Consider the following 19888-nt stretch of genomic DNA (forward strand, 5'->3'; position numbering starts at 1 on the left):
AATTATAATTAATTTTTATATGAAAATTCTTTCATATCTTTTACAATCAATATTACATATGTTGTGAAATTCTACTTATATTGTCTTAGATGGTCTTAGTACAACAATAATATTATAATGTATTTATCTAATATTTTCATCATTTTTAGACATTATTACTTATGGTACAGTTCAAATAGAATTTTTAAGTATAAAAAAAGTCCTTGTCTTTTAGACTTTTAATCATAAAAGACAAGAACTTCTCTTAATCAATATATAATTAAGAATTATTATATACTTTTAATAAGCTTTAGCTATATATACCATATGCTTAGCTTCTTTGCCACATATAGGACAATTATCTCCTAAATGTTTTTGTTCAAATGGTATACATCTTATAGTTAGACCTGTGTCTGACTTTAATTTCTCTTCACATTCTTCAGAACCACACCACATTGTTTTAATAAATCCTGGTATTCCCTTTGCCATTTCTTTAATTTCATCATAATCTATGGATTCATGAGTATTTTCATCTCTATGATTTGCTGCTATTTTAAACATCGTATCATGAATATCATCTAATATTTCTGCTATTTTTTCATTTAAACCCTCAAGTGGTAAGGTGAACTTTTCTAATGTATCTCTTCTAACAGCTGTTACTTGATTTTTTTCTATATCCCTTGGGCCTATTTCAAGTCTCAAAGGTACACCTTTCATCTCCCATTCATTAAACTTCCAACCAGCACTATAACCTTCTCTATCATCTAGCTCCACTCTAAAATCTTCCTTGAGTTGAGTAAATAATTCGTAAGCCTTATCCATTACTCCTTCCTTATGGGAAGCTATTGGCAAAACTACTACTTGAATTGGTGCTATTCTTGGTGGCATTTTCAATCCTCTATTGTCTCCATGTACCATTATTATTCCACCTATAAGTCTAGTAGATATTCCCCAAGAAGTACTCCACCCATATTTTAATTTTCCGTCTCTATCTAAAAATTGAATATTAAACATCTTTGCAAAATTTTGACCTAAATTATGAGAAGTCCCAGCCTGTAGTGCTTTTCCATCGTACATCATAGCTTCCATAGTATATGTTTTATCAGCTCCAGCAAATCTTTCTCCAATACTTTTTTCCCCTAGTATCACTGGCATTGCTAACTCATCTTCTGCAACTTCCCTATATATTTCCAGCATTTGCAAAGTCTCCTCTTGAGCTTCATCATAAGTTTCATGTACTGTATGACCTTCTTGCCATAAAAATTCTGCAGTTCTTAAAAAAGGTCTTGTAGTTTTTTCCCATCTAATAACATTACACCATTGATTCATAAGGACTGGCAAATCCCTATAAGATTTTATCCACTTTGAATACATTGTACATATTATAGTTTCTGATGTCGGTCTTATGAATAATCGTTCAGACAATTTCTCAGATCCACCATGTGTAACCCAAAGAACTTCTGGAGCAAAACCCTCAAAATGATCTGCTTCCTTTTGTAAAAAATTTTCTGGAATTAACAATGGAAAGTATGCATTTTTATGACCTGTTTCTTTAAACCTTCTGTCAGTAACATCCTTAATTCCTTCCCAAACTCCATATCCATAAGGTTTTATTACCATACACCCTCTTACTGGGGCATAATCTACCATATCAGTTTTTAAAATAACATCAGTATACCATTGTGAAAAATCCTCTTCTTTAGAAGTTATTTCTTTTACAAACTTTTTTTGTTTTTTATCTTCCATCTTAACCTATCACTCCTTTTATATAAAAAATAAACCTTCATCCCAAAAATGGGACGAAGGTTTTATCGCGTTACCACCCAAGTTGACATTAAATGTCCTCTTGAAAGTCTCTTAACGGAGACAACACCGTTTGATTTATTATCATCAACAACTCCTAGGTAGGTTCAAAAGATAGGGATCTAGAAAATCTTTCAGCCGGTGAATTTTCCTCTCTTAAGATATTATCTTCTTACTATTCCTATTCAATATTTTTAACCTTATATCAAATTATTATACAATATTGTTTAACTATAGTCAATTATTTTATTGAATTTATTTATTTTTTTGAAAAATCAACTTTTAGGAAAAATTCAATAAATATCCTATAATATATAACACAGAGTATTTATCAGTAAATCATAAATACTATTTAAAATATTTATGATGATTTAATATCTGAAACCTCATTTTTTTTCATTGCAGACCTTAACATTGTTGATGCAGTATATAATACAACAAATATTACTAACCATTCTAATGCATTAAGAGGCAATTCTTTTACTATATATGCTGCTATGAAAACTCCAATTACTCCTCCTAAGGTTATACCCATTGAAGCTTTTCTATCATATGCTCCTTCTTTTATAAACTTTATTGATGCTACTGGCATCAAAAATGCACATGAACCCATCATTATTGGAAAAGCTACCCTAGATGACATACCAAGCAAATATACTAGTACCATACAAGGAGCATATAATCCAATTCCTGCAGTCATTAATGCCCCAAATATAAAGTTCCCTACTATAGCAACTATTAATTTCATTCCTGTCAATCCTAAATCCTCTCCTCCAGTTGGCATTAATTCAAATTTACCTAATAGCATAAGTACTGCTGTGACAATTAATGCTATACCCATAGTTTTTTGAATCTTTTTTTCTGACATTTTTGCTACTACTCCAGCTCCAATCCATGCTCCTATTGTTGCAGTAATCAGCATACTTACAAGAGTTATAGGTTCAACTTCTATAACAGAAATAAATATAAACGCTTCTAATATCACTGGAATTGTACAACCAACATTTAAAGTTCCAGGCATTACTCTATCTTCTGTCTGTTTAAAACCCTTAAGCAAAGCTGTTAACGGGGCAAATGAACCTATACCTAATGTATCAAAGAAATTCGCAAGAAATCCTATAGATGATACCTTTCCCCAAGAATTATTTTCTAAATTATTTTTATTTATATTGAAATCTCTTATAAAGAGAGTTAAAAAGTAAGCTGCAATTAAAATCAATCCACCTTGAAGTATCCTTATTATCATGGTTTATACCTCCCTACTATTAAGTTTTTTAAATAATATAATTCTGTTATGCGACCAGCACTTTCCTTTAAATTGGATATTTGTTTAACAAACAATGTTATAATTTAGAGAATAAAACCATCTTTTAGTGGATCATGTGGATCAATAACATATTGGTTATAACCTGATATAAAGGCTGCACCTGTTATTTCTGGTATAATGGCATCATAGTTTCCAACTTTAGTAGTAGCTAATATTCTACCTTTAAACATTGTGCCTAGTATACTTTCATATATAAATGTTTCTCCCTTTTTCATATTTCCTTTAGAATATAAAGTAGCCATTTTAGCACATGTACCTGTACCACATGGAGATCTGTCAACTTGTGCTTGACCAAATACAACAACATTTTTGGCATCAGCCTTTGGATTAGTTGCTTCATCATATATTTCAACCAAATCAACAGTATTTATATGTTTTAAAATAGGATGTTGTATTTCTATTTCTTCATTAACTATATCCCTTATTTTTAACCCTAGCTCAAGTAATTTTGTACTATTTTCTGGTTTTACTTTTATGCCTAAATCCTTTGCATTGACTATTGCAAAAAAACTTCCACCAAAAGATATATCTAATGTTATTTCTCCAACTTCTGGAACCTCTATTTTTACATCTTCTTTATAATGAAATGCTGGAACATTTTCTACAGATACTTCCTTTACCATACTATCTTCTACCTTAGCTATTCCCTTAACTATACCAGCTGGCGTATCCATTATTACTTCCGTATAAGGTTCTTTTGCCTCAACAATACCTGTTTCAACAGCTACAGTTATGGTTCCAATGGATCCATGTCCGCACATATTTAAATATCCGCCACTATCCATGAATATAACTCCAAAATCTGCTTCATCGTTGATAGGCTCAATAATTACAGATCCAAACATATCATTATGTCCCCTTGGTTCTAACATTAAAGATGTTCTAAGTTCATCCATATTTTTTTGCAAATATTTTTTCTTTTCAGCCATTGTTTTTCCTAGAATTTTAGGCACTCCACCAACTACTACCCTTGTAGGCTCACCCATGGTATGGGAATCTATAGCATTAATTCTTTTCATAATTACACTCATTTTTTAACCCCCTTCTATTCCAATTATTTAAAAATTTTCTATATTCTGATTCTTCAGTAAACTATTTTTGCTATATTCACTTTTAAACCCACCTCCCAAATGTTTGGGAGGTGATTTAATTTTTTATACTTTTGCTTCATACTCATATGGAAGAGGAACGATTGTTCCTGGCGTTTCTATTTTAATTAATTGTTCTAAAGTATCTCTAACAATATTTGTTTGCATCTCAATATTATTTGGTTCCCCAGCATTTGCACCCATTGGTACTTTTGGCGATACAATTCTAGGAGATCCATTCTGCCTTGCCACTGGTGGTAAAGCTGCTATCAATACTGTAGGAATTCCACTATCTTCTATTGCTCTCTGCAGAATCACGGCAGAGCGGTGACAAGTTCCTCATCCTGCAGTTAATATAACTGCATCTACCTTCTCTTCCCCTAATAATTTAGCAATTTTAGGTCCCGTTTCATTGGTGAAAGCTTCTATATCACCACCGCCACCCATAACTCCAAAATTAATTGGTGCTATGCTTTTTATGAAGCCTTCTTTAGCAAGCTCTCTAATTCTATCAATTGGAAACATACAATTAATATCTTTGTTTACATCACTATTATCATAACCACCATGAGATACCATTAAATCATCACTCTCAACATCTCCTGGCACTTTTCTGAACCCTGTATCTCCAGCAAGATTAAATCTTTTATCTGATTTTAAATGTACTCCTGCACATGTTACTAAAGCAATAGTCATTTCACTTAATTCTTTAGTTATAGGTGTCCATATAGGATCTGGAGTTATTGGAACATAAACTTCTGACTGCAAATTTTTTATTATAGAATCCACTTTAAAACCTCCTTTTACCTCATTCTAAAACCTCTGGGTAAGTCATCATAAATCCTACCTCCGAACCAATTTTAGGTTCTTCTTTACTGATTAACATCCTCTTAGGAATTCTTATACTTCCTAAGCGACCAAAAAATTCTATTTTTACACCACCATCACTTATATCTGTTATTTTTCCTTGAAAATAATTTTGATTTATAAAACTTTCTTCTTTCAATATTTCCACCTACTATTTATCTTTCTCATATATTTTTTTACGCTTTTCACTCATTTTAAGTAATGTTTCATTTGGTTCTAATTCAATTTTTTCTCCTGTAGCTTTTTCAATTAAAGCTATGTTGTTCATTTTTATATCAGAGCTCCATTTTCGTTCTGCTTTTTTTATTGTTTCTCCAGCCATTTTAGCTTTCAACATAGCTAAAGCCCTTTTTGCATCTTCTTTAGTGAGACAATTGTTACTTAAAATTTCATTTTCTATACCTTGCCTTGATTTGTTTAAATCTATCATCGCATCCATATATTTATTTCCAACAACTAACTCACCTTGCACTCCTGAGAATGTCATTCCAACTACTGGAATATCTCTTTTTCCTATTTCTTCTATATGACTTGCAAAATCTATATGGTTATTTCCAAACCCTTCAGTAGTAACTATTGCACCATCTACATTCATTGCCTCTACTGTTGTACCTAATAATCTAGAAACATAGAATTTCTCATTATTTGCTTGAGGAGAACCAACTAAAACAACTGCTAATAAATCAATATCCTCATCATTCATTGTTTCAAGAACTAATGGTTCTCTAAAATAATGTCTAGATGTCTCTTTTGATGCAGGTCCTATACAAGTTAGAGCATGAATACAGCCATCTAATATTTGTAAAGGAGTTACAACAATTGGCACATTTCCTAAGTCTACATTTGCTTTTGCTCCTAGAGTACCTACTGGCTCATCTGGCATTATGAAATTATCATGCATAGCACCTTGCCCCATAATTTCCTTCACTATAACAACTTTCTTCCTTTTAGCTCTATGTTTTTGTACAAATTCTTCCTCATTTACAATAAGTTCTTCGTCAGCTTTTTTTAATACTTCTCTTATTTCTTGGGTTATAACATCTGTAGCTCTATGAGCTGCCATTGGACCAGGTCTTTCCATATTCTTTCCTTCTTTAATAGTAACATTTGTCTTAATTAGTATATCTCCATCATCTGGAGATCCCGGCCTATTAAATAAAACATTTCTATCAATTTCTCCTTCTGAAGAACCAAATTCTCCAATTTGAACGCCTTTTTCATCTGTACCTGTAACTACAACTACTGCTCCATCAATTACTCTAGTTATTCCCTCACCTAGTCCTCCTTCTTCTTTTACTGCAATAGGTTGAACATCCATTATAGTGTTGCTATACTCTCCATACCTATCAGGAGTTATAATATCTAATTCTATATTAGTTACTAAATCTTGACTATCTATTGCTTCCTCTACTATATTTTCTCGTATATAGAGTGTTGTACCTTGTATTTTAGTCTCATCCCCAAATTTAACTTCATCTATTTCGAAATGCTTACGAGTTAAAGTTCTTATTATTTTATCTTCATCACTATCTTCTTTAAGCTCTAATGCTGAATCTTTCACTATATTTTCTGATTTTGTATCTGCTCCAAATCCTTGACTAATACAGACAGGAATATCTAAATTTATATCCTTTCCTTCTCCTATATGAATTCTTACATACTCTGAGTCTCTTATTCCCTTTATTGGAACAACTCTTTCTTCAACTTCTTTTTCTTTGAAAGATTCTTCTACTTCTTCCTTCTTTTCTGCCACAGTTTCTTTTAGCCCTTCGACTAAATCTGGTGTAAGAGGTGTTAAAGCGTCAACTGTAACCTTAAGTTTTGCACCTAATACTTCACCTATTTTAAGACAATTTTCTGGTATTTCTAAAAGTCCTGAGTCTTCTAGATCAGGTACAATATTAGGATCTTCTAAGTTTGATGGTTTAATCTCCTCACCAGCCTCAAACCTGCAGCAAGTTATAGCAAATTCATCTTTATGCTCCCTTGCCTCTTCAGCAGTTATTGCCATTATATCCCTCCTATGTCTACTTAATTTTTCTATATAAATTTAACCCAAATGCCCTTACAATATGGTCTGTACTGTGATAAACTGGAACTCCTAACCTAGGAGCTACATCTGCAACAGTATTAGTTCAATCCTGACATGTTCCAACTAACACAGCTTTTGCACCATTCTTTTTTAATTCTAAAATTTTCTTAGCTTGGCCAGGACATACTCCAGGTTTTTCACATTTGTATTGATTACCAACCTTTACCATTCGAGCACATTTAGTACTTGCTACTACTTCTCCACCCATTTCAGCAGCTATTTCTTCAAGTCTTTCCTCCTGTGCCCCGCATTCACAAGCTAAAATTCCAAAACTTGTTTTTGCTGTAGGAAAAGACTCTGTTATGGCAATACCTCCTGTAGTTTTTGTTATTGTAGAATTAAGATTGCCACGGGATCCTGTAAAAGCTCCACCCATAATAATTTCTCCATAAGGTTTTATAACCTCCCCTGTTTTGTTTATCATACTTTCTGTCGATACTCCTATTGGCACATTCAAGAAAACTTTTCCATTTTTTGCTCCTTCAATTTTTCCACCTATAGTAATATCCTTTTCAATAACAGGCTTTCTGTCTTCTATGGCTAAAGTTATATTTTTAAGAGTTTCAACATTACATACAACAGCATTGGCTTCAAGAGGAAGTTTTCCAGGCTCTAATTCAACTCCTAAAACCTCCCTTAGTATTACTCTTTCATCTCCCGATGGATAAAGGTCTGGTAAAAATTTAATTTCTATTTTCCTGTTTTCCTTAATTTTTCTAGCTATACTTATCATGGCTTTTTTATTTTTAGGTTTTATCACAATAAAAGCCTTTGAAGCATTTGTTATTTTCATCACATATTTTAACCCTCTGATTACAACCTCAGGATCTTCTTCTAATAGTTTCATATTGTGTTCTAATGTAGGCTCACATTCTGCAGCATTTGCTATAACATATCCACCCTTTAATGATGTATCAAGTTTTACATGAGTTGGAAACCCAGCACCGCCAGCACCAACTACACCAGCTTCCTTAATAGCCTCTAGGTAATTATCTGTTTCCTTGATTTTGACAAACTCTTCATTTTGTTTATCAAATCCATCAATTTCAATAAAATCCTTTGATACTTTCTTAACTACCCCATGCACACTTGAATGTATATTGCTGCCTAACCCTTTAGGTTTTGCAATAAGTTGACCTCTCAAGACTTCTTCATTTTCTTCAACTGTAGGTGTAGATGCTACTCCAACATGTTGTCTTAAATATATTTTTACGTTCATAATTTCACCTCCTTTTTTCAAAATTAGCGACACTATATTTAATTGCAAAACATATGCCAATGTATTTTTATATGATTTTATAACCTTTCCATCCAATATTTGCTATAAATAATGTATTAGTTTACTTTATATGGATAAACCAAATGTCAAGAAGTTGACTTGATTGTCAACTTCTTGACATTTGGTTTTTTAATATTTATAAATTAGTCATTTAAAAACGCAGGATTGATATATATCAACCCTGCGTTTTTAAGTAAATTAGCTCTCAATACTGACTTATTACTAAATCAGAATATTCATCAATTATATAGTTTTAATAATATTATACAAACTTTATTTAAGTCAAGTTCTTGACATCATCATTATAATTATTTAATTTATAGTGTAAAGTACTTCTTGGAATTTTTAATCTGTTTGCTGCTTTAACAATATTTCCATCTTCCTCCTCTAATGCTTTGTCTATTAAATACTTTTCATAATTTTTTAGTATTTCCCTTAATCCTATTTCTTCGTTGCAATTTTTATTAAGGAACTTCTTAATATTATAAGTTTTTGTATCCTCTATTATGTATTCTGGAATCATATCTTTAGTTATAACTCTATCACTACACAATACAACCATCTGTTCCATTACATTTCTTAATTCTCTTATATTTCCTGGCCATCTATATGAATTTAAAATATTAACTAAGTCTTTATCTATTCCTAATATTTTTTTATTATATTCCTTATTAAACTTTTTTAAAAAGAAATTAACAAATAAAATTATATCTTCCTGTCTTTCTCTCAAAGGTGGTAACTCTATATCAATTACATTTAAACGATAATATAAATCCATTCGAAACTTTTTTTCTTTTATAAGTTTTTCTAAATTTTGATTAGTTGCAGAAACTATTCTTGTATTTACAGGTATATACTTTTCTGATCCTAGCCTTTTTATCCTATTTTCCTGTATAGCTCTCAATAACTTAGACTGCATAGACATTGGAAGCTCTCCTATTTCATCCAAAAATAATGTTCCATTTTTAGCAAGTTCAAAATATCCTGCTTTACCTTTCTTGCTAGCACCAGTAAAAGCACCTGCCTCATACCCGAAAAATTCACTTTCAAATAACTCAGATGGTATAGCACTACAATTAACAGGAACAAATTTTCCTTCAACACAACTAACTTCATGTATATTCCTTGCAAATACTTCTTTTCCAGTGCCACTTTCCCCTAATATTAATATAGATGCATTACTCTTTGCTGCAAGATTTGCTTTTTTCATCTTATGCTGTATTATTTTACTTTTCCCCATGACAAATTTATGTTCTTTACTAGATAGCTTTTCCAATTCTCTTTCTAAACATTTTACTTTTCTAGTAGCATCTTTCAGTTCTGTTGAAAGTCTCTCCATTTCAGTAACATCTTTGTCTGTACTTACAACACCTATAAGTTCATTATTCAAAAATATTGGAGCTGCACTAATAACTATATTACATCCTTTTCTTGGCGTATGATAAACATTCTCTATAATTTTTTTAGTTTTCAATACATCCATATTTATAGCATTTGGAAAAAACTCATCTAGCTGTTTTTCCAAAATATCTGTTTTAGGTATATTGTATAATTTTTCAGCATTATTGTTCCATATAACTACCTTACCTTTATTATCAATAACACATACTGCTTCTTGAATATTATCAAAAATATATTTAAATGCTAAAGAACTTTGCTTTAATGTATTGTGAAGAAGATAAATCATAAGCTCCCAATTTATTATACCTACAATTTTATTATTTTTACTTATTAATATTTTATCTTGATTTTCTTCTTTCATTATATTTACACATTTCCAGATAGATTCACCTGAATCTAAGATAATATAACCTTTACCTCACTTAATTTTTTCATATAAATTGTTATCTTCAACTTTTATTTTATCAATTGGTATCATAACTTCTTCAAGCTTTTTATTAGATAACTTTATCACTATTTCATCCCCCCATTTTGAATATCCAATAAAAATATTTAGAAATATTCAAATAAAATAATTTTATTGGAATTTTAAAGTTTATTTAAAGATCAGGTATTATGAAATTATTGATATAATTATAACAATGGTTCATATAACTTATGTTTTACTTGCCATAAAAAATTAGCGAATTTGTATTATTATTCTTTTAGATTAGTTATTGGGTGAAATCTAAATTATTTTGAATTGTTAAGTGTCTAATTTAACACAATGTATATAGGTAGATATAAGAAATTTATTAATTATTAAAACACTATCTTTTATTAATTGCAATATATGTGCCAAGCCCATAAATTTTCTAGTATGAAATTTCTTAATTCTTAAGAAACCTTACTCTAATATATGAATAGCAAAAACAAATAAGGGTATATTTAATACAGATTATTTTTAGGAGGTATATTATGACTAATGTAAAAGTTTTTTTTGATTTTAATTGCCCTTTTTGTTTTATAGCTACTGGTATAGTAGAACAACTTAAAAAAGATGGAGTTAATTTTTTTATAGAATGGATTCCTTATGAACAATACCCTGAAATTCCTTTTGAAGGTAGAAATCTATATGATATTTTTTCTAAAGACAAAACTATAAAAATGTTTAAAACATTAGGAAAATATGGTAGCCCTTATAATATTTCTTTTAATGAAAATGTAAATATAAAATTCAACTCTCATAGGGCCCTTCTGGCTAGAGAATATGCCAAAAGTGTACATAAGTACAGTGTCTTCTCAAGGGAAGTATTTAAAACAGCATTTGTAGATATAAAAAATATAGGGGAAGAAAGTATTATTAATGATATTGGAAAAAAGGTTGGTTTAGATGTAGAAGAAATGAATAGGAATATTGATAGTGGAAAATATGATGAAAAATTAAAAATAGCTTATGAGCTAGTAGATAAATACAATATAGAAGAAGTTCCCACTTTCTTAATTAATGATGAGACAAAAATAATTAATATACGAAAATATAAAAGGATTAAAGATGCAATTCTTGAGGCAGAGTAAAAAATATATATATCTAAAAATAGTACCTTGTCATATAGCTGACAAAGTACTATTTCACCTTTTATATATTTATTTTTCCATCACCTTATTATTTTGAAAATCCCATGGATTTCTTTTAATTATTCCATCTGCAAATGGGATAAATATCGATATTATAGCAGCTAATGCTAATAATTGTTGGTACCATAAAAGTGGTATTATTTCTATTGGATTTACTAAACCTTTAGTAAAACTTACAGCTATTAATAGTTGTGCCCCATAAGGAATCATACCTTGCATTACACAAGAAAAAGAATCTAATAAAGAAGCAGTCCTTCTAGGATCTACCTTATATTCTTTAGAAATTTCTTTTGCAATAGATCCAGATATTATTATAGCTACTGTATTATTTGCTGTAGCTGCATCTATAAGACTAATTAAAGCCGCAATACCTACTTCAGCAGATTTTCTACCTTTAATCCTCCCTTGAATTTTATCAAGAATCCATTGTAGGCCTCCTTCTTTTATAACCATGAAGGCTAAACCTCCTGTTAACATAGACAATAGGAAAATATCAAACATTCCCTCAAATCCATTAAAAATCTCCTGAGCAAAAGTCAATATCCCTAATTCTCCATATACAATACCAATAATTCCTGAAAACACAATTCCACCTGTCAATACAACAAATACATTAACCCCAACTAATGCCGCTATTAGTACAAATAAATATGGCAATACCTTAATTATATTGAATGAATAATCTCCAACTGTTGAAATAGTAGTTGGTTGTCCAAATATTAATAATAAAATTATTGTAATTATAGCTGCTGGCAGTGCAATTATAATATTTAATCTAAATTTATCTTTCATCTCTACATCTTGAGTTCTTGTTGCTGCTATTGTTGTATCAGATATTATTGATAAATTGTCACCAAACATAGCTCCTCCTATAAGAGCAGCTATTACTAGTGGTAGATTTAACCCTGCTTTCTCAGCCAATCCTACTGCAATTGGACCTACAGCTACTATAGTTCCTACAGAAGTTCCTGTAGATGTAGATATAAAGCCTGCAATTATAAAAATCCCTGCTGTAACATATTTGGCTGGAATAAGTTTAAGACCTAGATTAACTGTAGAATCTACTCCACCCATAGCTTGAGAAACTGATGAAAAAGCTCCAGCTAATAAGTAGATAATACACATAATAATTATATTCTCATCACCACATCCTTTTACTAAGGTGTTAAATTTTTCATCAATAGATCCTTTAAACATTATAAATGCTATAATTATACCTATCATTACCGCTACCGGTCCTGGCAATTGATAAAAAGCCATTTCAACTCCTTGAGATTGGAGTATGATACCACTTGCTAAATAAATGGCTACAAAAATTATAAAAGGAATAAGTGCCTTTCCATTGCTTTCCACCTTAATCTCATCCATTATATTCCCCCTTAATAATATTTATATTACCTTTTTATTAAATATAAAATATTTTTCATATTATAATTGTATTCTATATTAGTGCTATCTTCAATGCTATATTGTAATAAAAAACTCCCTCCAATTTTACGCGAGGAAGTAATTTTATCTTAAAGTTTTTAAAGAAATCTAGTCTTTCCCTTGTTCTTTAAATAACTTATAAATTTATCAGTAGAAGTATTTATAATTAGTTCTTCTGGCATTTCAATATCCTCTAATAATTCAATTGCCTTATCAAATTTTCCTGTATCAAAAGAAATATGACTATCGCTGTTTACAATTATTGGTGTTCTATGTTTTTTACACAATTTAGCTATCTCGTAGCAATTTTCTTCACTACCTTTTCTACTTTTTAAAAAGGAGCTATTATTAATTTCTATTAAAGTATTTGTCCTTTTTGCTCCTAAAACAAATTTTTCTTTATCAATTGGGAATACTGGATTCCCTGGGTGTCCTATTATATCTACATATTTATTTTCCATAGTATTTAAAAGGGCTTTTGTATTTCCCTCTAAATCATAAGGTTCTATACAAGCATCATGTAGTGAAGCAATTACTATATCTAGATCTTTCAATAGTTTTTCTGGTATATCTAATTTTCCCTCTTGATTTAGAATATTTGCCTCTACACCTTTTAATATCTCTACTCCATTGATTTTTTCTGGTATAACTTTAAGATTACCTATATGAAAAATATGAGGTCCTCCCGGCATTTCAGGACCATGATCTGTTATTCCTAAATATTTCAAACCTTTTTTATAGGCTTCTGCTGCTATTTCTTGAACAGTGCTATATGCATGGCCACTTGCTATTGTATGATTGTGCATATCTAATAATAATTTCATTAAATTTTGCTCCTTTCTATATCCACACATGCAATTATAACATATATCATATATTATAATAACATATAAAAAATAAAACCCCTATTTTAGGGGTATTTCTTATAAAAATTTTTAATTGACAACTCTTTTTAAAAAATCCTGTGCTCTTTGGTTTTTAGGATTTGTAAAAAATTCTTCTGGACTACCTTCTTCTAAAATAACACCGTCATCCATAAATATAACTCTATCTGCTACTTGTCTAGCGAATGTCATTTCATGAGTCACTATTATCATAGTCATTCCTTCAGCAGCTAATTGCTTCATTACTTCCAATACTTCTCCTACCATTTCAGGATCAAGGGCAGATGTAGGTTCATCAAAAAGCATTAAATCTGGCGACATGGCCAAAGCTCTAGCTATAGCAACTCTCTGTTTTTGTCCTCCCGAAAGTTGATTAGGATAGCTATTTGCCTTATCAGATAAACCTACTCTTCCAAGAAGCTTAAACCCTATATCTTCAGCCTGTTTTTTATCCATTTTCTTTATCTTAATAGGAGCAAGAGTAATATTTTCTAAAACAGTCATATGGGGAAACAGATTGAAGTTTTGAAAAACCATCCCCATATCTTGCCTTATTTTATTTATACCATTTTTACAGTTAGTTACTGAAATATCTTTAAAAAGTATTTCACCGCTGTTTGATTCTTCTAATTTATTTAAACATCTTAATAAAGTGCTTTTTCCTGAGCCACTAGGACCTATTATTACTACAACCTCTCCCTTAGAAACATTTAGATTTATTCCCTTTAATACATGTAAATTCTTAAAATTCTTATGCAAATCAATTACTTTAATCACTTGTTTTCAATCTCCTTTCAAGAGTCCTTACAATTGTAGACAAACTAAAGGTAATAATAAAATATATGCCTGCAGTAACTATCAGTGGCTCAAAGGGTTTAAATGTATTTCCTCTTACCATATCTGTATTATACATTAATTCATGTATTCCAATTATTGAAACTATAGATGATTCTTTAATAATTGCAATAAATTCATTCCCTAGGGCAGGGAGTACATTCTTTATGGCTTGAGGCAATATAATACTTTTCATAGACATAAAATAGGTTAAACCTAAAGATCTTGAAGCTTCCATTTGCCCCTTATCTACAGCTTGAATTCCTGCACGAACTATTTCTGCTACATATGCAGCACTGTTTATAGATAAAGCTGTAACTCCTGCCATTAAATCAGGAAAACTGCTACCTAAAACATTTATATCAGGAAATGTTATTCCTATAAATGATAATCCATAATAAACTATAAATAATTGAACCATTATAGGTGTACCCCTTATAAATTCTATATATGCAGCTGATATAGTTTTCAATATAGGGTTATGTGATATTCTCATTAAGGCTAATAATATTCCAAATATTACACCGAAAAATATTGTAAGTATAGCTAATAATAAAGTTATCTTTGCTCCTTCTAAAAAAAACATATAATAATTTTTTAAAAAACTAAAATCCAATTTCTAAACCTCCTAGTATATCAGATACATTCTATAGAACTAATTCTATTCTTCTGAAAGAGCTGTAGCATCTTTTAAGAATTTTTCAATAAGTTTTTCCTTTGTCATTTTATCTATTGTTTTGTTCATAGCATCTACTAATTCTTTTTCACCTTTTTTAACTGCTATTGCAACTCCGTCTCCTTCTTTTCCAAAGTCTATATAAGGCGAAACAATAAGGTCAGAATTTGCTTCTGCATAAGATTCAGCTACAGGAATTGCTAAAGCTACTCCATCGATTTTTTTATTTTTTAATTCTAGAGTTAGATCGGTAATTTTACCTAAGGCTTTAGCTTGTGGGTTTTTAATTTTATCCTGAACTATTTCCTCCTGAATAGTACCTTTTTGAGCTCCAACTTTCATGCCATTTAAGTCATCAATGGATTTATATTTTTCTTTATCTTCTGCTCTGATTAACAGTCCATGTTCAGATGCATAGTATATTTTTGAAAAATCCACACTCTCTTTTCTTTCTGGAGTAGGATTCATTCCTGCTACAATAAAATCAACATTTCCAGTTTGTAATGCTGATAAAAGCCCTTTAAAATCCATATCTTTTATTTCAAGTTCTACACCTAAATCTTTTGCAATTTCCTTAGCAACTTCAATATCAAATCCTACTATTTCATCTTTCCCATCAATTTGTTTATGAAATTCATAAGGTGGATAATCAGCACAAGTTCCTAAAACTATCTTCCCTGATTCTTTAATTTTTTCTAAATTTGACTTAGATTTATTTTTTGTAGAAACATCTTTCGAACCACTACAACCTACTAAACTTATCGATAACAATAAAACAACCATAATTAAAGCTATATAATTACTAATTTTTTTCATTTAATATTCCTCCCATGATATTTATATTATAATTTAATATTATAAGCCAAAATGAATAATATTGCAATATATTATTTAAAAATACATAAATATTTTTTTATCTTTTAAAGATTATATATTTATTACAGAGAAAATAATATTTAATAACAGGGTGATATAAAGGTTTTTAATGCTAATTTCATTAAGGTTAGAAAAATCAGAAAATGAAAAATTATAGATTCAGTGTATAAATATTCATATTTTACTTATTGAAAATTTTACTATTTACATAAAAAAATAAAGCCTGGTATTAAAACTTCATAATACACAAGGCTTTATTCTTTAAACCATTTCATAAAATACTGCTATAGTAAATCTTTTTCCTATTCATATATTTCTTTAATTTCTACTTCATGAGGAGTCCTGCCTTCTTTAAATTTCACTTCTCCAGGAATTATACAGCCTAATACTAGACATACATTTAGACATAAATGACAACCTACACAATTATCATTAACTTTTGGAAGCCTCTTTTCTTCATCCCAATCAATAGCTTGATGACCAGCATCAAAACAAGATATATAACATCTACCACAGTTAGCACATTTTTCTTCATCTATTTCAGGTATGATTTTAAAGTCCCTATCTAATTCTTCTGCCGATACTATATTAGGCAATGCTGTACCTATTATTTCATCAAGGCTACTTACACCTCTTTCATCCATATAATATGACAATCCACTTATCATATCTTCTACAATTCTATATCCATACTGCATAACAGAAGTAGTTACTTGTAAATTACGTGCTCCAAGTAATAAGAATTCAAGTGCATCTTGCCAAGTTTCTATACCTCCTATTCCACTTATATGGGTTTCCCTAATATCAGGATGCTTTAACAAATCAGCCACAAATCTTAACGCTATTGGTTTTATAGCTGCTCCAGAATAGCCAGATATAGAAGATTTACCATTTACAACGGGCATAGCAGTTAAATGCTCTAAGTCTATATTTGTTATAGACTTCACTGTATTTATAGCTGATATACCTTTTGCTCCTCCTTTTAATGCTGCAATAGCAGGTATTTCTATATTTCCTAAATTTGGAGTCATCTTTGCAACTACAGGTAAATGGGTTTTACTTACTACTGCTTTTGTATATTCATATACTAAATCTGGATTCTGTCCCACATCTGAACCCATGGCACTACTTGTCATTTGAGGACATGAAAAATTGCATTCTAGCATGTCTGCTCCAGCTTCTGTTACCAATTTTGATAATTCTTCCCATTCTTCTTTAGTACTGCCCATTATACTAACTGCAACAACTTTATTAGGATAATCTCTTTTTAACTTATTTATATATTCTAGATTTACCTCAAGTGGCTTATCAGAAATCATCTCCATGTTTTTAAAACCAGTCCATACTGTAGACTCTTTTGTTCCTATATCAAATCTTGGGGAACATTCATCAGGAATAAATATTCCTACTGTTTTATAAAATACTCCACCCCAACCTGATTCAAAAGCTTTAGAGATCATTTCATAGCTACTGCTAACTGGTGAAGATGATAGAAAAAAAGGATTTTCACATTTAACTCCTAAAAAATCTATAGACAAATCTTTTTTGAAAGTCATATTATTTTGCCTCCTTTTTATTTAAATAATCGATTATATCTAACGCAGCTTTTTTTCCATCTGCAACTGCTTGAACTACAGTTTCACCACCATTTATTAAATCTCCAGATGCAAAAATTCCATCAGAAAGCTTCAAATCTCTATAACCTAAGGATGCTTCTTGACCAATCGCAAGTATTAATTTATCTACTTTAAAATTCATAGTGGAATGTCCATCTCTTGATCTGAAACTAACTCCAGCTAATCTACCATTTTCTTCAATAGTCTTTTCTGGTGCAAAATTAGTAATAATAGGTATTCCCATCTTCTGAACAATTTCTAATTCTTCATAACTTGCAGGAGCTTCCTCTATAGTTCTCCTATATACAATTGAAATATTTGTACCTATTTGTTTAGCTGTCATTGCACAATCCATTGCTACATCCCCACCGCCAACAACTATTACATCTTCTCCTATATCAATCTTTCCATTATTTTCTCTTGCAGTTTTTAAAAAATCTAATGCATTTATGACTCCATCTATGTTTTTATTTATATATTTATTTTCTATCTCTTTAGATTTTCCAAGACCAACACCAATATGTATGGCATCGAAATCATCTTTTAATTTTTTAATATCTTTCTTTCCATCAATTCTTTTATTCATTACAAATTTTACCCCAAGATCCTTTATCTTTTTTATATCATGCTCAACAACTCCTTGTGGTAGTCTAGAAGGATTTATTCCATATGTTAGAACCCCACCTGGTTTTTCTTCAGCTTCAAAAATTGTTACATCATACCCTTCTAAAGATAATTTAGCCGCACATGCAAGTGAAGCAGGTCCTGCACCTACACATGCTATTTTTCCCTTTTTCTTATCTTTAGGTGCTTTTAAAACTTCCATTCCAAAGATCTTTTCTTGTTCAATAGCAAATTCTTGCAATTCTCCAATTCTAATTGGCTTATCTATACCAGTCCTACTACAAGCTTCCTCACATAATTTCTCACGTGGACAGATTAGACTACAGCATCCTCCCAATATATTATTTTTTCTAATTGTTTCTGTTGCACCTTTTATATTTCTAAATCTAATAGAACGAATAAAGCTTCCTGGATCGGTTCCTGCAGGGCAGTCTCTACTACAAGGTGCATCATGACATAAAAGACAACGGGATGCTTCCTCCATAGCAGTCCTAATATTAAGTTTCCTCTTCATAGACTTTCCATATTCTAAATCTATTGTTCTTGTCATAATCTTTCCCCCTAATATTTTATTTCCGATTCTTAATTATCTCTAAACTTGCACTACACTTAGTCATCTCTAGATTTATAAACTATAATCATATCAGTTGAAATTGTAGGTTCTTCCAATACATCTATTGAACTCGGAAATTCTGGCTCTTCTGGTATACCTGCAATTTTGAAAGAACGGCATCCTATTTTTATACAGTCATCTTTTCTATCTATAACTCTTGCTATGAATTCCATATAATCTCCAGCATGAATGGGGGAATGTAGACGAATACTTTCAACTTCAGTACACCGTCCATTGTTTCCAAATACCTTATTTACCAATTTTTCTGCAACATCACACATAAGAGTTATAGCTCTTGACCCATTTACTATACCGCCTCCATAAAATTCATCTTTACTAGACATTCTGTAGCGTAGAGTAGCACTCTCATTTGATTTATAATCACTTTTAGCACTCATATTAACCCTCCATTTTAATTTCAATTATTAATCAGCAATTTCTTTCCACGGATTTCTTATTATTCCATCAGGTTGTCTTCCCCTTTGTAATTCTTTTCTGACTACTAGCACAACACTACCTTCTGAAATTAATTTAGGTTCATCATAATAATACATATCAGAGTCTTTAGCATCTTTTATGCCAATCCGTTTTGATGGAGTAGCTATTTTAAAAGTTTCCAATTTTAAAGTTCTTGAAGTATTCCCTATCCTTGCCATTGTAGCTTTAAATTCAATTTGATCTCCTACATATATATCATCATAAAAATGTACATCTTTATAACCTAAGCATAGCGATTCATCACCATCATTTAATATCATTAATTCTGTTTCTGCATCTCCCCAAAAGTCAAATTGTCTTCCAACTGATATAATACCCTCCTGATTTGCCCCATCTGCTGTTGTAATTTTATAACTCAACACTGAAGTATCCCTCATTGTCTAACC

At 30.6% G+C, this 19888-nt stretch carries 19 protein-coding genes and 1 other annotated feature; of the genes, 1 reads left to right on the plus strand and 18 read right to left on the minus strand.

The annotated features are described in order from the left end of the window. Positions 1-279 precede the first annotated feature (279 nt). The 9 genes from proS to NSA23_RS02585 all read right to left on the minus strand — a co-directional run bounded on the left by proS (position 280) and on the right by NSA23_RS02585 (position 10197). Entirely contained in the window at positions 280-1725 is a 1446-nt protein-coding gene (proS, locus tag NSA23_RS02550; RefSeq protein WP_042681300.1) for a proline--tRNA ligase, read from the minus strand. Positions 1726-1771: 46 nt separating this feature from the next. Beyond that, positions 1772-1980, minus strand: a binding site (T-box leader). A gap of 163 nt (positions 1981-2143) precedes the next feature. Next, a complete protein-coding gene (locus NSA23_RS02555; RefSeq protein WP_042681298.1) occupies positions 2144-3028 on the minus strand; it encodes a sulfite exporter TauE/SafE family protein in 885 nt (294 codons plus the stop codon). Positions 3029-3132: 104 nt separating this feature from the next. After that, positions 3133-4140, minus strand: coding sequence for a proline racemase (locus NSA23_RS02560; protein ID WP_222704774.1), 1008 nt, complete (start codon positions 4138-4140; stop codon positions 3133-3135). A gap of 123 nt (positions 4141-4263) precedes the next feature. Continuing rightward, positions 4264-4515, minus strand: a complete 252-nt coding sequence (locus tag NSA23_RS16805) for a proline reductase (protein WP_042681296.1) — start codon at positions 4513-4515, stop codon at positions 4264-4266. Between the two features lie 21 nt (positions 4516-4536). Then, positions 4537-4986 (minus strand): glycine/sarcosine/betaine reductase selenoprotein B family protein, encoded by a 450-nt coding sequence (locus NSA23_RS16810; protein ID WP_042681294.1) that lies wholly within the window; start codon positions 4984-4986, stop codon positions 4537-4539. Between the two features lie 19 nt (positions 4987-5005). After that, a complete protein-coding gene (locus NSA23_RS02570; RefSeq protein WP_050069785.1) occupies positions 5006-5203 on the minus strand; it encodes a CBO2463/CBO2479 domain-containing protein in 198 nt (65 codons plus the stop codon). A 12-nt stretch (positions 5204-5215) separates the two neighbouring features. Then, positions 5216-7075, minus strand: a complete 1860-nt coding sequence (prdA, locus tag NSA23_RS02575) for a D-proline reductase (dithiol) proprotein PrdA (RefSeq protein ID WP_042681292.1) — start codon at positions 7073-7075, stop codon at positions 5216-5218. Between the two features lie 16 nt (positions 7076-7091). Beyond that, the gene (gene prdC, locus NSA23_RS02580) at positions 7092-8375 is read right to left on the minus strand and encodes a proline reductase-associated electron transfer protein PrdC (protein WP_187116658.1); all 1284 of its coding nucleotides are present in this window, start codon (positions 8373-8375) and stop codon (positions 7092-7094) included. A gap of 337 nt (positions 8376-8712) precedes the next feature. Continuing rightward, positions 8713-10197 carry a sigma-54-dependent Fis family transcriptional regulator gene (locus tag NSA23_RS02585; RefSeq protein ID WP_050069784.1) on the minus strand — a complete coding sequence of 495 codons (1485 nt, stop codon included), beginning with the start codon at positions 10195-10197 and terminating at the stop codon, positions 8713-8715. A gap of 596 nt (positions 10198-10793) precedes the next feature. On the opposite strand from NSA23_RS02585, the gene NSA23_RS02590 reads away from it, so the two are divergent. Continuing rightward, positions 10794-11393, plus strand: a complete 600-nt coding sequence (locus NSA23_RS02590) for a DsbA family oxidoreductase (RefSeq protein ID WP_042681289.1) — start codon at positions 10794-10796, stop codon at positions 11391-11393. Between the two features lie 69 nt (positions 11394-11462). On the opposite strand, the gene NSA23_RS02595 is transcribed toward NSA23_RS02590, so the two are convergent. The 9 genes from NSA23_RS02595 to NSA23_RS02635 form a co-directional block, all read right to left on the minus strand. Beyond that, positions 11463-12821, minus strand: a complete 1359-nt coding sequence (locus NSA23_RS02595) for a Na+/H+ antiporter NhaC family protein (RefSeq protein WP_042681287.1) — start codon at positions 12819-12821, stop codon at positions 11463-11465. Between the two features lie 158 nt (positions 12822-12979). Further along, positions 12980-13705, minus strand: coding sequence for a phosphatase (locus NSA23_RS02600; protein WP_042681285.1), 726 nt, complete (start codon positions 13703-13705; stop codon positions 12980-12982). 111 nt (positions 13706-13816) lie between these two features. Next, positions 13817-14542, minus strand: a complete 726-nt coding sequence (locus NSA23_RS02605) for an amino acid ABC transporter ATP-binding protein (protein WP_042681283.1) — start codon at positions 14540-14542, stop codon at positions 13817-13819. Next, positions 14535-15215: an amino acid ABC transporter permease gene (locus tag NSA23_RS02610; RefSeq protein WP_042681281.1), complete on the minus strand. Its 681-nt coding sequence runs from the start codon at positions 15213-15215 to the stop codon at positions 14535-14537. Before NSA23_RS02610 ends, NSA23_RS02605 begins: the two co-directional genes overlap by 8 nt. Positions 15216-15260: 45 nt before the next feature. After that, positions 15261-16091: an ABC transporter substrate-binding protein gene (locus tag NSA23_RS02615; protein ID WP_042681279.1), complete on the minus strand. Its 831-nt coding sequence runs from the start codon at positions 16089-16091 to the stop codon at positions 15261-15263. A 362-nt stretch (positions 16092-16453) separates the two neighbouring features. Further along, positions 16454-17707, minus strand: a complete 1254-nt coding sequence (gene preA, locus NSA23_RS02620; RefSeq protein ID WP_042681278.1) for an NAD-dependent dihydropyrimidine dehydrogenase subunit PreA — start codon at positions 17705-17707, stop codon at positions 16454-16456. 1 nt (position 17708) lies between these two features. Then, complete coding sequence (locus NSA23_RS02625) at positions 17709-18941, minus strand: FAD-dependent oxidoreductase (protein WP_042681276.1); 1233 nt, start codon at positions 18939-18941, stop codon at positions 17709-17711. A gap of 59 nt (positions 18942-19000) precedes the next feature. After that, on the minus strand, positions 19001-19402 hold the full coding sequence (locus NSA23_RS02630) for a hotdog fold domain-containing protein (RefSeq protein ID WP_042681274.1): 402 nt from the start codon (positions 19400-19402) through the stop codon (positions 19001-19003). Between the two features lie 27 nt (positions 19403-19429). Then, positions 19430-19879: a hotdog family protein gene (locus NSA23_RS02635; protein ID WP_042681271.1), complete on the minus strand. Its 450-nt coding sequence runs from the start codon at positions 19877-19879 to the stop codon at positions 19430-19432. Positions 19880-19888: the final 9 nt, after the last annotated feature.

Source organism: Anaerosalibacter massiliensis (genome assembly GCF_024623155.1).
GTDB classification, from domain to species: Bacteria; Bacillota; Clostridia; order Tissierellales; family Sporanaerobacteraceae; genus Anaerosalibacter; species Anaerosalibacter massiliensis.